Source organism: Streptomyces sp. NEAU-YJ-81, assembly GCF_017592595.1.
In the GTDB taxonomy this organism is placed as follows: Bacteria; Actinomycetota; Actinomycetes; order Streptomycetales; family Streptomycetaceae; genus Streptomyces; species Streptomyces hygroscopicus_B.
The window spans coordinates 123,368-137,676 of the sequence record NZ_JAGFNO010000027.1 but is presented as its reverse complement, the minus strand read 5'-3'; the positions used below and the strand labels follow the sequence as shown (position 1 = coordinate 137,676).

At 71.7% G+C, this 14,309-nt stretch carries 14 protein-coding genes; 5 read left to right on the top strand and 9 right to left on the bottom strand.

Translation table 11 applies throughout. The features are described 5' to 3' along the window. The first annotated feature begins 64 nt into the window (after positions 1-64). The gene (locus tag J5X86_RS38720; protein WP_208521340.1) at positions 65-544 is read left to right on the top strand and encodes a hypothetical protein; all 480 of its coding nucleotides are present in this window, start codon (positions 65-67) and stop codon (positions 542-544) included. A 132-nt stretch (positions 545-676) separates the two neighbouring features. On the opposite strand, the gene J5X86_RS38715 is transcribed toward J5X86_RS38720, so the two are convergent. The 3 genes from J5X86_RS38715 to J5X86_RS38705 form a co-directional block, all read right to left on the bottom strand. After that, positions 677-1,372 (bottom strand): HAD-IA family hydrolase, encoded by a 696-nt coding sequence (locus tag J5X86_RS38715; RefSeq protein WP_208521339.1) that lies wholly within the window; start codon positions 1,370-1,372, stop codon positions 677-679. A 233-nt stretch (positions 1,373-1,605) separates the two neighbouring features. Next, the gene (locus tag J5X86_RS38710; RefSeq protein WP_208521338.1) at positions 1,606-2,730 is read right to left on the bottom strand and encodes a Gfo/Idh/MocA family protein; all 1,125 of its coding nucleotides are present in this window, start codon (positions 2,728-2,730) and stop codon (positions 1,606-1,608) included. Next, the gene (locus tag J5X86_RS38705) at positions 2,727-3,893 is read right to left on the bottom strand and encodes a DegT/DnrJ/EryC1/StrS family aminotransferase (protein WP_208521337.1); all 1,167 of its coding nucleotides are present in this window, start codon (positions 3,891-3,893) and stop codon (positions 2,727-2,729) included. Before J5X86_RS38705 ends, J5X86_RS38710 begins: the two co-directional genes overlap by 4 nt. 211 nt (positions 3,894-4,104) lie before the next feature. Here J5X86_RS38705 and J5X86_RS38700 point away from each other — a divergent pair, with 211 nt between their 5' ends. Next, complete coding sequence (locus J5X86_RS38700; protein WP_014058381.1) at positions 4,105-4,554, top strand: type II 3-dehydroquinate dehydratase; 450 nt, start codon at positions 4,105-4,107, stop codon at positions 4,552-4,554. 7 nt (positions 4,555-4,561) lie between these two features. Next, entirely contained in the window at positions 4,562-5,524 is a 963-nt protein-coding gene (locus J5X86_RS38695; protein ID WP_279595633.1) for an ROK family protein, read from the top strand. Between the two features lie 13 nt (positions 5,525-5,537). On the opposite strand, the gene J5X86_RS38690 is transcribed toward J5X86_RS38695, so the two are convergent. Next, positions 5,538-6,587 (bottom strand): 3-dehydroquinate synthase, encoded by a 1,050-nt coding sequence (locus J5X86_RS38690; protein WP_208521336.1) that lies wholly within the window; start codon positions 6,585-6,587, stop codon positions 5,538-5,540. Positions 6,588-6,698: 111 nt separating this feature from the next. Between J5X86_RS38690 and J5X86_RS38685 the strand changes: the two genes are divergently transcribed. Further along, on the top strand, positions 6,699-7,523 hold the full coding sequence (locus J5X86_RS38685) for a MerR family transcriptional regulator (RefSeq protein ID WP_208521335.1): 825 nt from the start codon (positions 6,699-6,701) through the stop codon (positions 7,521-7,523). A gap of 53 nt (positions 7,524-7,576) precedes the next feature. Here J5X86_RS38685 and J5X86_RS38680 read toward each other — a convergent pair whose 3' ends face one another. The 4 genes from J5X86_RS38680 to J5X86_RS38665 are packed head-to-tail and all read right to left on the bottom strand — an operon-like array spanning position 7,577 to position 11,999. Further along, positions 7,577-8,992: a hypothetical protein gene (locus J5X86_RS38680; protein WP_208521334.1), complete on the bottom strand. Its 1,416-nt coding sequence runs from the start codon at positions 8,990-8,992 to the stop codon at positions 7,577-7,579. 46 nt (positions 8,993-9,038) lie between these two features. Continuing rightward, positions 9,039-10,562, bottom strand: a complete 1,524-nt coding sequence (locus J5X86_RS38675; protein ID WP_208521333.1) for a hypothetical protein — start codon at positions 10,560-10,562, stop codon at positions 9,039-9,041. Continuing rightward, on the bottom strand, positions 10,537-11,319 hold the full coding sequence (locus J5X86_RS38670; protein ID WP_208521332.1) for a hypothetical protein: 783 nt from the start codon (positions 11,317-11,319) through the stop codon (positions 10,537-10,539). Before J5X86_RS38670 ends, J5X86_RS38675 begins: the two co-directional genes overlap by 26 nt. Beyond that, complete coding sequence (locus J5X86_RS38665) at positions 11,316-11,999, bottom strand: hypothetical protein (RefSeq protein WP_208521331.1); 684 nt, start codon at positions 11,997-11,999, stop codon at positions 11,316-11,318. The genes J5X86_RS38670 and J5X86_RS38665 overlap by 4 nt, the downstream gene beginning before the upstream one ends. 322 nt (positions 12,000-12,321) lie before the next feature. On the opposite strand from J5X86_RS38665, the gene J5X86_RS38660 reads away from it, so the two are divergent. Continuing rightward, complete coding sequence (locus J5X86_RS38660) at positions 12,322-13,029, top strand: 4Fe-4S single cluster domain-containing protein (protein WP_208521330.1); 708 nt, start codon at positions 12,322-12,324, stop codon at positions 13,027-13,029. Positions 13,030-13,147: 118 nt separating this feature from the next. Here J5X86_RS38660 and J5X86_RS38655 read toward each other — a convergent pair whose 3' ends face one another. After that, positions 13,148-14,287 carry an Appr-1-p processing protein gene (locus tag J5X86_RS38655; RefSeq protein WP_243982551.1) on the bottom strand — a complete coding sequence of 380 codons (1,140 nt, stop codon included), beginning with the start codon at positions 14,285-14,287 and terminating at the stop codon, positions 13,148-13,150. Positions 14,288-14,309 lie beyond the last annotated feature (22 nt).

Sequence of the window (14,309 nt, the reverse complement as noted above, 5' to 3'; positions counted from 1 at the left end):
GGAAGGTGTAGGCATGCTATGTATTGGCAGCCAACATATAGGCCATCGGCTCGGAAGGCTTGCCATGACCAAGCTGCTGCTGTCCATACATGTCCTCGCGGCGATCCTGGCGGTCGGGCCGATCGCGGTGGCCGCCTCGCTTTTCCCGCGCTATGCGCGCCAGGCCGCCGCACCGCGGCCCGAAGCCCCCGACGACCAACGGGCCGCCGGAGTCGCCGCGCTCCTGCACCGGATCTGCCGTGGCTATGCCGTCGTGGGTATCGCCGTGCCGGTCTTCGGCCTGGCCACCGGCGCCCAACTCGGCGTCCTCACCGATGTCTGGCTCATCGCGTCGATCGTCCTGACCACGGTCGCCGCGGTCGTCCTCGCGCTGGTCATCCTCCCGGCGCAGCGGGGTCTGCTCACCGCGCCCCAGGACACGGCTGCGAAGGGGAATTCCGCGGTGGCGGCTCGGCTGGCCATGCTGACCGGAGTCTTCAACCTCCTCTGGGCGATCGTCGTCGTGGTGATGATCGTCCGGCCCGGCTCGACCACCGGAGCATGACGTTCGCCTTCGCCCGACGCGCACCAGGTAGTCGTTCCGGAAAGCGGCCGAGTTCCGGGCCCGGACCCGGGCCCGGGCCCGGTGCGGACCCGGGCCCGGGCGGAGGTACCGGTACGGACGTGGCGCGCGGAACTACGGAGCCGTCACCTCGGGGCAGAGCGCCAGCAGTTCAGCGGGTTTGTGCAGGATCACATCGGGCTCCGCCGCGAGCAGGGTCTTCTCGTCGGTCTCACCCCACATCGCCGCCACGGCGGTGATCCCGGCCCCCCGCGCGCTGGCCAGGTCGGTCACCGCGTCCCCGACCATCACGGTTCGGTCGGGGTCGGCGTCCATCAGGTCCATCGCCTTCAGCACGATGTCCGGCGCGGGCTTGGGCCGCGCCACCTCGTCGGAGCCGAGGACCACGTGGAACTGGCCACGGATGCCCAGCGTGTCGAGCAGGGAACGCGCCCGGGGTCCGCTCTTCCCGGTGGCCACGGCGAGCCGCAGCCCGCGGTGGCGTAACTCCGACAGCAGCTCGGGCACACCGTCGAACATCTCCACGAGGTGGGCGAGCCGGTAGCTCTCGCGGACGAACGGGGCCTCCATCTCCAGCGGAAGACCCATGATCCGCATGATGTCGGGGAAGTAGCGGCCCAGATGCCGGTTGTACTCCTCGAAGGGTGGCTCACCCTCGCCGACGACCTCGGCGTAGGCGAGCGTGAACGCCTCGCGCATCACCGCGAAGCTGTTGACGAGGACACCGTCGAGGTCGAAGACCACCGAGGTGACCGGGGCGGTACCCGCGCCGGAGAGCGGGTCGCCGTGACTGATCGGATGGCTGGTCATTGAACACTCCCGTGGTGCGGGCCGGTTCGGCGGACCGCCGGTCCGGGTCTCGGGGGCGGTCCGGGTCTCAGGGGTGGTCCGGAGAAGGGGCTGACGACGCCGAGCAGGGTGCGACGGCAGGGGGGTTGACGACGGCGAGCAGAGTGAGGCGGCAGCGGATGACGACGCCGAGCGGGACGGGGCGGCAAGGGATGACGAAGGCGAGCGGGTGAGGCGGCAGCCGCCCGGTGCGGTCACACCGGCGCCGACACCGGCTCCCGGACCTCCTGGGGGATCCGGGCCGAGGTGTAGACCCGTTCGATGGCGCCGATGGTCCGTCGGACCTCCTCGATCACCCGGCCCCGCCCCGCCGGGTCGCGCAGCAGCGCGGGAACCATGTCGAGCTGCCGGTCGTACTCGGTGCCGATCGGTTCGGTGGGTACGGCCACCGGACGGGTCGTACCGTCGACGGTACGGGTCAGGGTGGACTTCTCGAGGCGGTTCGGGCTGAATCCGAAGGTGCAGCGCAAGGTCGCGCTGCCCGCGCTGCCGTCGATCGTGACCCGCGTGGTGTCCAGCGCCTCGTGCGAGGCCCAACTCGCGTGCAGCACGACCGAACGGCCGTCGTCGGTGATGAGGAATCCGCGCGCGGTGTCCTCCACATCGGTGCCGCCCGAGAGCACCGGGCCGCCGTCGTCGCCCCGCCACGCGGCCCGTGCGGACCGCTGGGCGATGAAGTCGGACGACACGGTGCCGATGGCATGCCGGAACGCGGCGGTGCCCAGCAGCGGAACCGCGATGTCGAACAGATGCCAGCCCAGGTCGACCAGCGCCCCGCCGCCCGCGAGCGACCGCTGGGTGAACCAGCCGCCCCGGTCGGGTACGCCGCGCGCCCGCACCCAGGCGAGTTCGACATGGCGGATACGGCCCAGCCGGGCGGCGATCCGGTACAGCCCGCGCACGTCGGCGCGGTAGCGCGCCGCGCTCCCGGCCAGCAGCACAGCGCCACCGGAGCGCTCCGCGGCGGCCAGCCGCTCGGCCTCCTCGGAGGTCAGGCACACCGGCTTCTCCAAAAACACCGGAATGCCCTTGGCCAGCAGCTCGGCGGCGACCTCGCAGTGCAGATGGTTGGGCACCGCGACCACCGCCAGGTCCACCTCCGCGGGATCGAGGTCGTGGACCGCCGCCAGCACCGGCAGCCGGTCCGCGCCCTCCGTCTCGGCGACGGCCGCGCGGCCGCGCTCGTCGGGATCCACCGCGGCGATCACGGTGAAGGCGGGGTTGCGGCGGAGCCTGGGCAGCCAGATCGAGCGCGCCGCCCACCCCAGCCCCACGACGGCGGTCCGGATCGGCGTCCCGCCGGCGGGCGGGGCGCTCATGAGCCCGCGAGCACGTCGGCGACGACGGCGGCCACTTCGTGCATCTGCTCCTCGCTGCCCAGCAGCACCCGGTGGTGCAGCCATACGCAGTCGCGGGTGAGCGCCTCGGAGTGCGGGCAGCGACGGGCGAGCTCGTCCACCGTCAGATCCGGCGCCGCGATCTCCCAGAAGGCGTCCGTACGGTAGACCGCGCGGAAGGCGACGAACGCGGGCACCCCGCGCTCGATGAGCACGTCGACGATCTTCGCGCGGCGCTCCTCGGTGAGGCCCGGCACCCGGAACATCGCCATGTAGTGCGGGTTGCGGTCACCTCGGTCGTCGCGCGACTGCGGTACGACACCGGGGATCTCGGCGAGCAGCCGGCTCAGCAATGGCCAGCGCTGCTCACGCGTGGTGATCTGGTCCTCCAGACGGCCGAGCTGGGCGCGCAGAACCGAGGCGGAGAACTCGTTGAGCCGGAAGTTGGAGCCCGAGGTGCGGTGGAAGTAGCCGCGGTCGGTGGGCGGACGTCCGCAGCTGTGCCGGACGAAGCCCCTCTCGTACATCTCGGCGTCGGGGAAGAGCACGGCGCCGCCCTCACCGGCGGTCATCAGCTTCCCGTTCTGAAAACTGAACGCGGCGACCGAGCCCAGCTCGCCGACCTTCTTGCCGCGCCACTGCGCTCCGTGGGCATGGGCCGCGTCCTGGATCAGCGGCACCCCCGAGTCGGCGGACAGCTTGCCCAGCGCGTCCATGTCGCACATCTGACCCGCCATGTGCACCGGCATGATCGCGCGGGTCCTCGGGCCGATGGCCGCCTCGACCGCCGACGGATCGATGCAGTAGGTGTCCGGGTCCACGTCCACGGGAACGGCCACCGCGCCCAGCCGCTGCGCGGCCTGCGAGGACGAGATGAAGGTGAACGCGGGAACGATCACCTCGGTGCCGGCTCCGATGCCGATCACCTCGAGGGCGAGCTCCAGCGCGTGCGTTCCGTTGGTGACCGCGAGGGCGTGCTCGCTGCCGTGGGCCGCGGCGAACTCCGCCTCGAAGGCGTCGACCTCACCGCCCCCGATGCGCCACCACTGCCCCTGATCCAGGGCCCGAATGAGCCCCTCGCGCTCCTCGTCGCCATACTGAGGCCATGCGGGCAGCTCGGATCCCAGGCGCACATCATTGCTCATGATTTCCCTACTCCCTTAATGCGTTATGGAGGCAGGTCCGCGGCGGACGCATTAGCACGCTAACCGGCCGACGGGGCAAACGTCATTCCCCCTCAGGGCCCCCCTATAGCCCCCTTAAAAACGGAGTTGACCAAGCTCTCGGGCCGAGGCCAAGGGCGCCGTGCTATAAATGCACTTCCGTGATGAGCCGCTGTAATTCAGCCGACCCCACATGGCGAGGTGTGCATTGAGCAGGCTGTTGTTGGTGAACGGACCGAATCTCGGCATACTCGGGAAGCGACAGCCCGAGATCTACGGCACGGATACGCTGCAGGACATCGAGCGCTGGGTCGGAGAAGAGGTCGCGGAGCGCGGCTGGAAAGTGGATTCCTACCAGTTCGACGGCGAAGCGGAGATCATCCGCACCATTCAGGGGAACTACGACACGGTCGGCGCCATCATCAATCCGGCCGCGCTCATGATGGCCGGCTGGGGCCTTCGGGACGCACTGGCCAACTATCCGCGGCCCTGGATAGAAGTGCATCTGTCGAATGTCTGGGCCCGTGAGCAGTTCCGCCATGAGTCGGTGACGGGCCCGCTGGCCGCGGGCGTCATCTTCGGGCTCGGCGCCTTGGGGTACCGGCTCGCCGCACGCGCCCTGCTCGAGAAGGTGCCGGACTGAGCGGCCACTGCGCCGTCACTCCACACCGCCAAAGCCGACGAGCCGGGAGGCGACCATCAGTCATCTGGGAATCGACGTCGGCGGCACCAAAGTGGCGCTGCGCCTCGAGCACGACGATCTGAGCATCAGCGAATCCTCCTTCCGCTGGGCCGAGCCGGACGGTACGGACGCCATGACGTCCGGCGACCCCACCCGCGACCTGGACCTGTTGGCGCATCACGTCACGGAGTTATGCACCGGCGCCCCCGAGCGGCTCACCGGCGTCGGGGTCGCGATGCCCGCCACCCTCGACGCCACCGGCACGGTCACCGCCTGGCCCGGCCGCCCCGGCTGGGCAGGAGTGGACCTGGGTGGCGCGCTGTCCGCGCTCTTCGGCGACGCCGAGGTGCGCTGTGCCGACGACGGCGATCTGGCCGCCCTCGCCGAAGCACACGAGGCCGGCTGCCCCGATCTGCTCTACCTCGGCGTCGGCACCGGGATCGGCGGTGGCATCGTGCTGAACGGAAAACCCGTCCCCGGCGTGGGCCGCGGCTCCTGCGAAGTCGGCCACCTGGTCGTGGACCGCGACGGACCGCTGTGCGACTGCGGCCGGCGCGGCTGCGTCCAGGCGGCGGCCTCGGGCCCGGCGACCCTGCGCCGGGCGGCGCGGCGGCGGGGCGAGGACGTGACCTTCGCCGCGCTGCGCCAGGCCGTCGCCGACGGGAAGCCATGGGCCATGGCGTCGCTGCGGGAGAGCGGCAGGGCCCTGGCCGCCGCCGTGACCGGCGTATGCGAACTGGTCCATCCCGCGCTCGTGTTGATCGGCGGAGGGTTCGCCGCGGCGATGCCGGAGCTCGTGGCGATGGTGGCCGAGCGGACGGCGGCGCTGGGGCGCCCGGGGCATCCGCTGCCACCGGTCCGGCCCGCGCAACTGGGCGGGCTGTCCTCACTGCACGGCGCCGTTCTGCTGGCCAGGGGGCTGCCGGACTGAGCCGCGTCCGGTTCTACCGGCGGTTGCCCGAGCCGGCCCGGTCCATCCCGGCCAGCGCCGTGGCGACCGTCTCCTCCGCGAGGCCCGAGACCAGCTCGGGACCGCCGGGACCGTCCAGGACGAAGGTGAGCCCGTCCGTCGCCTTCTTGTCCAGCCGCATCACCTCGATCAGACGACCCGGATCGGCATCGGCGGGCAGCGCGAACGGCAGCCCGTAACCCCGCACCACCTCCAGATGCTCCGCCGCCCGCGCCTCGTCGATCCGGCCCAGGGCCAGCGCCAGACGGCCGGCGAAAACCGTGCCGATCGCCACCCCCTCACCATGCCGCAGCCGGAAATCGGTCACGATTTCCAGCGCATGGCCCAAGGTGTGGCCGTAATTGAGCACATGACGCAGCCCGGAGTCCCGCTCATCCGCGGACACCACCGACGCCTTCAGGGCCACGCTCGCCGCGATCTGCTCCGCCAGCGGCAGCCCGCGCAGATCACCGGCGCCGATGAAGTGGCAACGGGCGATCTCCCCATATCCATTGAGCATTTCCGCCGCGGGCAGCGTCTCCAGATAGTCGGTGTCGCACAACACGGCGGACGGCTGCCAGAAAGCACCCACCAGATTCTTCCCCTCGGGGAGATTCACCGCCGTCTTCCCGCCCACGCTGGCGTCCACCTGGGCCAGCAGCGAGGTCGGCAGATGCACCACGGGCACACCCCGGTGATACAGCGCCGCCGCGAGACCCACGACATCGGTGGTGGTCCCGCCACCGCAGGAGACAACCGCATCCGACCGGGTCAGCCCGAAACGGACGAACTCCCGGCACAGCTCCTCCACCGTGGCCAGCGACTTGTCCGCCTCCCCGTCACGGGCCCGCAACACCACCGAGGGCACGCCCGGGTCGGGCAGCCAGCCCTCCGGCCGGGCGGAGACCATCGCCACCCGCTGAGCACCGAGCCCCGCGACGACGCCGGACAGCGCATGCCGGACACCCGGCCCGATGTCGACGGGATAGGAACGGTCGCCGAGTTCCACCATGACCCGGGTATGCGGATGAGCCGACGCCGTCATGCGCTGTCCGTCCCTCCATGGGCGATGACCGGGAATTCTCTATTGTCGAATGTAGTGCCTGAATCGAGGGTTGACCCTCACACCGTGTGAGGCGCTGGACTCGGAGACATCATGTTCACCATCGGAGACTTCGCCCGGCACGGCCGTGTATCGGTCCGGATGCTGCGCCACTACGACGCCACCGGACTGCTGCGCCCGGCCCATGTCGACCCCGCCACCGGCTACCGCTACTACTCCGCGGCCCAGCTCAGCCGCCTGAACCGGGTCATCGCGCTCAAAGAGCTCGGCTTCACCCTCCAGCAGGTGCGGGACATCGTGGACGAGAAGGTCGGCACCGGGGAACTGCGCGGCATGCTGCGGTTGCGGCGGGCCGAGCTGGAAGCCACCGTGGCCGCCGCGGCGGCACGGCTGGTACAGGTCGAGGCGAGGCTCCGGTCGATCGAAAGCGAAGGACACATGCCCACGAACGACGTCGTCATCAAGGAGATCCCGGCAGTGCGGGTGGCGGAGCTCACCGCGACCGCCACCGGCTTCGACCCCCGGGACATCGGCCCGGTCATCACACCCCTCTACGACGAGCTGTTCCGGCGCCTCGATGCGGCGGGCATCACCCCGACGGGCCCCGGTGTCGCGTACTACGAGGACGCCCCGGAAGGCGGCGGCGCCATCACCGTCCACGCCGCCGTCCAGGTCTCCGCCCCGCTCCGGGACGGTGAGGACCTCCGGATCCTCGATCTGCCGCCCGTCGACCGGGCCGCGACCATCGTCCACCGCGGCCCGATGGACGCCGTGGTGCCCACGGCCCAGGCCCTGGCCCATTGGATCGACGGCAACGGCTACCGGTCGTCCGGCTACCCCCGGGAGGTCAACCTGGAGTGCCCGGAGAACCGCGAGGAGTGGGTCACGGAACTCCAGACACCGGTGGTCGAGGTCTGACGGCTGGGCCGTAGCGGGGCGGCGAGCCCCCCTCGCTCGGCAGTACGAGGTGTTCAGGGAGCCTGTGCGCGGTTCCTTCTGCGGGACCGGCCGGGCCCGGGTGGTTCGGCGCGCGGGGTCACCCCCAGCTGTTTGAGCCGTTCGAAGTCGGCTGTGTCGATCTTCTCCAGGATCTCCAACTGCCGTGCCAGCGCGCCGGATTGCCCGTCGACATCGTCATGCCGCCGGAGCGAGGTCGCCGTGGTGATGTGGAACCGGGCCAGCGCCACCTTCAGACTGCGGCTCTCCAGGATCATCCGGTAGATGGTCTCCTCCGCCAGCGCGTCCTGCACGGATCTGACCGGCCGGGTGAAGAACAACGTGACGATCTGCCCCACACCGAGTGCGCCGAGCACGGCGGGGCTCTGCCACCCGATACGGCCCGGGAGGAAGACCCCGACGAGCGACAGCACAAGCGCGGTGAGCAGCAAACATGTGCCCAGCCCCAGCAGGAACTTGCTGGCGAAACCGACCGTGTGCTGCGCCCGCCGGAGGCGTTCGGAGGTCTGGATGCGGTAGTCCCGCAGCCTGGCGTCCTCGTACGACAGGATGCCCTGCTTGTCCTGGATGTACGAGGAGTAGCCCGCGAACTCCGCGTCCCCGCCACGGGACAGCCGCCGGTCGTCGTCCGGCCGGGAACCCAGGAAACGGGCCAGCTCCGCCAGACCGGTCATCACCTCGGTGCGCAGCACACGCTGACAGAAGTCCAGGGCCGTCAGATGGCGCTCCAGGGTCCTGCTGGCGGTGAGCGCGTCGGAGACCACGAGCTGCCGGACGTCGTAGCGGGAGCGGATACCGGTCAGCAGCAGCTGGACCTTGATGTCGGTGAGAACACCGATCACCACGACATGTGCCGTCTCCTGCCGTCCGTCGCCCAGCAGACCGTCCAGCAGCGTCGTCAGCGGCGCCGGTTCGCTGAGGTCGGGACGTCCTCCGGAGCTGTGCTGGAAGTCGAAGAGCGTGTTGGACCGCACATGGTGGACGCGGAGTCTCCCGCCCCAGCCGTCCTCGCCGTCCGCCGGGGCGCACCGATCCGGGGCCAGCAGATCCGTGAGCCCGTCGACGTACGCCGCTCCCCAGGTGCCGGCCTCGCAGTGTGCCCCGTACTGCCTGCGCTCCAGGTCGTACGCCTCTCCCGGGACATGCCAGTCACGGATGTTGATCAGATGCAGAACCCCGTCCCCGTGTCCGCGCGTCCGGGAGCCGACGGTGGCGTCCAGGAAACGGGCCAGCGGTGACGGGTGCAGCACCGCCTCGGACCGCACCCGGGGGGGGCCCTCGTTCCGGCGGCCCGCGCCGCTCTCGCTGTCCAGCAGCAGCTTGGAGACCGCGCTGTCCGGCAGGGACAACTGGCAGTCCAGGTTGAGGAAGAAGTCGTTCTGCAGACACTGCGTGATGAGTATGTACTGCGCCGGTGTCGTCGGATCCATCGCCACCCCCGTGGGTTTCCACCTGCTTTCGGTGCGCCGCACGCTCTCAGTGCGGCAGCAGCGGCCACTGCCGGGACAGCCGCATGGCGGCCTCGGTCACCGCCGGATCGCCGGACTCCATGGCCACCCCGTCCAGATAGGCGTGCGCCGCGGCTTCGTACAGGTCGTCGACCGCGTACAGCCGCGCCTCATGGGCCGCGCGGCGGGCGCCCCCGCGGGCGCCCATGGTGGCCTCGGCCTCCTTGGCGCGCTCCGAGCCGGCCAGATCCGTCTCGATCTCCTGCTCCAGTTCCCGCAGCCGCTCGGCCGTGGTCCGGTACGCCGCGAGATACGGGTGCTCCTCGCCCAGCCCGATCAGGAAGGCGATACCGCCGGAGAGCAGCAGCAGCGCGACGAACATCCAGGTCACGCTCTGCGGGTCCAGATGCAGCGACTCGATGAGGCTCGGTGGATTGCGCACGCTGTCCCCCACGTCCGCGGCCACATCGGGTGGCAGATCCAGCGGAGGCTCCTGCCGGAACGCCACCTTGGCCCGCAGATCGCCCAACGCCCAGGCGCCGTACGCCCAGACGCCCAGCAGGGCGAGGGCGGGCACGGCCGACAGCCGGACCGCGCCGGTGGCGGAGCGCCGCCGCAGTATCCAGCCCGCGATATGCGGGGCGAGGATCATCGCCACGGCCACGGCCACCATAAGGCTGTAGGAGAGCAGATCGGCGAAGCGCCCGACGCCGTGCAGATTCTCGAACACCGAGTAGTAGACGGGCAGTTCCACCACGATCAGCGCGGCCAGCACCCCGAGCTTCATCCAGCGCGGCATACCGGGGCGCGCCGCCGCGCCCTCCCATGCCGCTCTGGTGGACAGTGCCCGGTCGGCCGCGTCCGCCTCCGCCACCGGATCGTGGTCGGACACCGCCTGCCAGCCGGCGTGGCCGCCGGCGGTCTCCGGCTCGTCCTCGCGCCGCGTGGCGCCCGGCCGTCCGGGGTCGGCGCCGTCGTTCCAGCCGGCGGGCATACGGGCACGCCACCGACGCTCGAAACCGCCCCGAACGGTGTCGCGGAAGGTCTGCCACCGGTCGGCCCGCCGCGCCAGCCGGTCCAACTGGGCGGTGGTGACCATCTGCCGCTGCTCCAGGACGGCCCGCCGGCGGCCCGCCCGCTCCAGGCGCTCACCGGCGGCGGTGGCGGCCGCCCTGGCCTGGCTCGCCTCCAGCGCGCCGTCCTCCTCGGCCCGCGCCTGTTCCTCGGCGAGCCGGTGCCTGACCCGGTTGCGCAGGCTGGCCAGCTCGGCGAAGTAGGGCACCCGGTCGGAGGTGGCCAGGACCCAGGGGTCGAAGACCTTCCGGCCGGCCGCCGAGGCGCCGTGCTTGCGCGCCCGGTCCAGAAGCCAGGCGCTGTCCCCGGCCCGGATGACATCCGATGCGACGGGGTCGGGCTGGGGCAGCGCGCCGTCGGGGAACCGCCGTGCGGTCGCCCGCCCTCCCCGGCGCCCGCGGTCGGCGTCGGCCCTGCGGCGGCGCAGCCTCAGCCGACGCGGCGCCTGGTCGTCACCGGCGGTAGGTGGTGTCGACATGTGCCTTCACCCTCCCCTCCAGAAGCTCCGTCCAGAAGGCGTTGAACTGCTCGTAGTGGGAGGTGTTGGTGTGGTACTTCATGCCGTAGCCCACCGGATAGATGTCCGCGCCGGACAGCTTCGGCGCGCCGTGCGACTTGAGGAAACCGTCGATGACGGTCCGGCGGCTCGCGGCGGTGGAAAGGTCCTGCCGCCCCAGCCGGAAGTCGGTGTCGCCCTGGTCGAAGTCGCTCACCACGAGAACGTCGAACGACGCGTCGTCGCCGGACGGCTTGGACAGCGCGATGCGCGACAGCCCCCCGAGCACATCGGAGCCGGGCTCCTCCTTCTGGGCGCAGCGCAGCAGCTTCAGGGCGTTGGAGAGGGCGACCCCGCGCATGGTGGTGCGGGCCCGCTCGCGGTTGGCGGTCTTCGAGGTGTCCGGGTCCAGGTCGAGCGGGCTGACCTGGCACTTGGACGCCTTGGAAACCTTGGTGATGGGGGCGAAGGACGTCTTGCGGCACTTGTGGTCCGACAGGAACGTCTGCAGGGTCGCCCTGAGCTTGGCCTCCGCGTCGAAGCCGGTCCGGGAGGCGGCGGCCGAGCCCGAGCCGTCGACCACGACGCCGCATGTCCGGGAGTAGCGTGACGGTTCATCGGAGCCGCAGGCCGTGATGGCGGCCGCCAGGACGAGCACCAGCGCGGCGGGCAGGGCGCGCCGCAGGTTCCGGCGCCGCCGGGTGCCGGGGTGCTCCGGAGCGGGACTGTGGACGGTCATCGCGCGGTCCTCCCGTCGACGCGGTCGGTGTTCTGCCGTTCGAGTATCTGCAGCGCCCGGGAGGTGGCCGTGCGGGCGCTGTCGTCGTCGGCCAGCAGCCAGACGTCGGGCTGCTGCCAGGACCGGTCCAGCTCCACCCGGCCCGGCAGCCAGTCCCCGGGCGGGCGCCGGGGGAGGCGGGAGAGCTGGGGGTGGGTCTCGCGCACCGCGTCCCAGTAGCAGGCGAGTCGCTGATTGGCCTGGTCGACGACGGCCTGGGCATGCGACCGGCAGCGGTCCACGCTGGTGCGCCACTGGCCCACCCAGTGGCCGTACCGCGCGAGCGCGGCGGGCCGGGGGTCCTCGCGGACGTCGTACTGGGTGACGACGCGCACCGACTCGGCGCGCACCCGGCTGAGCAGAGCGTGCTCCCGTCCGATGAGGGCGGAGCGCATCTGCTCGGTGGCCCGGCGGACGCCGGTCCGCACCTCCATCACGTACGGCGTGATGAGCAGCTCGGGAGCCGGTGGCTCGATGGGCGGCGGTATCTCGCCCCGCTGCTCCTCGGGCGGCTCCGGGAGCGGGATGCGCGGGACGCCGCGGGCACCGTCCCGCTTGCCCCGCCGGCGGGCCGCGAAGCGGGCGGTACGGCCGAGCCGGCCCCGGCGCACCACCCCGTTGACACTGTCAGATGTGATCATGGAAATGGATCCCCCGTTTTCCCCGGTGCGCAATTCCCGCACCGGACGGCCGCATTGCGGACAGCGGAATTCCGCTTTTCCCCGTGAACGGCTCGCAGTCGATGCCGATGACGTTGTCGATTCGATTCCTTGTCAGACCGTATCGGTGAGGTCGTACCCGGGAATGCTCCCCATAGGGCCCGCTCCCGAAAACGCCCGGAAGTCGACCGGAGAACGCCCTCGTCGATGCCTGACGCCGGGTCATACTGGAACGGTTCCGGGGCCACGCCTTTTTGATCATGGATCTCGGAAACACGACCTCGGGGGAATAGGAGACGGGTCGGTGGAGAACGTCCCAGAGTGCGCGGAGCCCACGCTCCGGATCAGTCAGACCCACTTCCCGGTGGAGACCCTGGGCCCGGGGCGGCGCCTGGGCGTCTGGTCCCAGGGCTGCGGCCTGGCCTGCGCCGGCTGTATGTCACGGCACACCTGGGATCCGCTGGGCGGCGCCTCCCGTACGGTGTCGTCCCTGCTCGGGTGTTGGCGCGAGGCGTTGGCGCGGGGCGCCGACGGGCTGACGGTCAGCGGCGGCGAGCCGCTCGACCAGCCCGCCGCTCTGGAGGCCCTGCTGGCCGGGGCGGTGCGGGCCCGTGCGGAGGCGACGGCACCGGGCGGCCCGGCGGCGGGCCGCGAGATCGACATCCTCCTCTACACGGGATACGAGCAGGAGGAAGTGGAGGGCGACGCGGCGCGCTCCGCCGCCGTCCGGCACGCCGATGTGCTGGTGACCGGGCGCTTCCGGGCGGCCGAGCCCACCGCCCTGGTGTGGCGCGGCTCGGCGAACCAGCGCATGCGGCCGCGTACGGCGCGGGGGTGGGCGCGCTACCAGGAGCATCTGGCCCGGACGGAGAGCGGGCCGCGTCTGCAGATGGTCGAGGGGGAGGGCGATGTGCGGCTCTACGGAGTGCCGGGGCGGGGCGAACTGGCCGCGCTGGAGCGTCGGTTGCGGCGGGCGGGGATCGCCCTCACCGGTGCGAGCTGGCGCCCCTGAGCGGGCGCGCCCGCCCGGACGGGACGGCGCGCCGTGGCCCCGGCGGGCGTGGTCACCGAGGGCCGATGGTCTCGGTCGGTGGTGGTCACGGCGCCCGGACGGTCTCAGTCGTTGGTGGTCACAGAGCCCCGACGGCCTCGGCTATCTCCCGGCTGCGGACCACCAGGTGCACCCGCCAGCGGGAGTCCCGGGCGAGTTCGTCGCGGATCGCCCAGCGCAGCCAGGTCGCGCTGACCGCCGGTGCCAGACCGCCCCGGCCCGCGCCGAGCAGCGGAAAACAGATGGAGGACAGGGCGGGCTCGTACCGGTCGCGCTCCGCCCGGGCGAGCGCGAAGCACGCACTGACCGCGCGGGCGATGCTCTCCGGGCGGACCTCGTACGTATCGTCCCGCGGGGTGGCGACCGCGGCGTGGTAGATCCGCCGGACGCCGCGCGCGGCGAGCGCTCCCGGCGCGGTGGGCACCACCGTGCCCGGCCGGATCGGCAGCCCCGGGCGGCCGTGGGCGCGCAGCCACCCGGCCAGTTCACGGGCCAGCACATCGTCGACGATCTCCCCGGCGGGGTCGCGTACGGCGGCGGCCAGGCGCAGCGCGCCGGACACGGTGGGGCGGAAGGTCTTGGACATCTCCAGGTAGACGTTCTCCGAGGAGACCAGCACCTCGATGTCCCGCAGCAGTTCGATGGGCGAGACATGCAGGGTGAAGGTGCTCCGCGCGTCCACCGGCACGCTGTCGACCCGCAGCGGAGGCTCCTGGCCGGCCCGGCCGCTCCGCGCGATGGTGCTCTGCCCGGTCGGGCTCGGTCCGCCGGAGTTCCGCGGCCCGGCGCCCGGCCCGGTGCTCTGTCCCGCCGCGCCCGGTTTCCCGGGGAAGGGCGGCGGCTCCCGCAGGATGGTCAGCACGGCCTCGGCGAGCTGCTGGATGACCTGCGGTTCCTGCTGCTTGCGGAACCGCTCGGGGGTGACCCCGTACACGGCGGCGGCCGTCTTACGGCGGTCATGGGCGGGCGCGCCCCGGCGGTCGGGGAGCAGCCCGAAGGTGTGGGCCGCCGCCTGGCCGAGCAGATCCCGCTCGCCGAGCCGCCGTACCGCCTCCCTGAGCAGCGCCTCGATACCGGCCGGGGCGTCGTCGGAGCCATCACAGAAGCCGCCCGCCACGGCCGCGGCGCGCAGCGCCGGCCGATCGGTCCTGCGCAGATCCGGCAGTCCGGGTCTGCGTATGCCTTTCAGTTCTTCCAGGAGTTGATCGTATGTGGGCAAATTTGATGCAAATGACTCCTGA

Bases quoted from the DNA above. Each gene is read 5' to 3' on its own strand.
- J5X86_RS38690 (WP_208521336.1), bottom strand. From the start codon at position 6,587: ATGACGGCGTCGGCTCATCCGCATACCCGGGTCATGGTGGAACTCGGC.
- J5X86_RS38670 (WP_208521332.1), bottom strand. From the start codon at position 11,319: ATGACCGTCCACAGTCCCGCTCCGGAGCACCCCGGCACCCGGCGGCGC.
- J5X86_RS38680 (WP_208521334.1), bottom strand. From the start codon at position 8,992: ATGGATCCGACGACACCGGCGCAGTACATACTCATCACGCAGTGTCTG.
- J5X86_RS38665 (WP_208521331.1), bottom strand. From the start codon at position 11,999: ATGATCACATCTGACAGTGTCAACGGGGTGGTGCGCCGGGGCCGGCTC.
- J5X86_RS38715 (WP_208521339.1), bottom strand. From the start codon at position 1,372: ATGACCAGCCATCCGATCAGTCACGGCGACCCGCTCTCCGGCGCGGGT.
- J5X86_RS38720 (WP_208521340.1), top strand. From the start codon at position 65: ATGACCAAGCTGCTGCTGTCCATACATGTCCTCGCGGCGATCCTGGCG.
- J5X86_RS38685 (WP_208521335.1), top strand. From the start codon at position 6,699: ATGTTCACCATCGGAGACTTCGCCCGGCACGGCCGTGTATCGGTCCGG.
- J5X86_RS38710 (WP_208521338.1), bottom strand. From the start codon at position 2,730: ATGAGCGCCCCGCCCGCCGGCGGGACGCCGATCCGGACCGCCGTCGTG.
- J5X86_RS38675 (WP_208521333.1), bottom strand. From the start codon at position 10,562: ATGTCGACACCACCTACCGCCGGTGACGACCAGGCGCCGCGTCGGCTG.
- J5X86_RS38705 (WP_208521337.1), bottom strand. From the start codon at position 3,893: ATGAGCAATGATGTGCGCCTGGGATCCGAGCTGCCCGCATGGCCTCAG.
- J5X86_RS38700 (WP_014058381.1), top strand. From the start codon at position 4,105: ATGGCGAGGTGTGCATTGAGCAGGCTGTTGTTGGTGAACGGACCGAAT.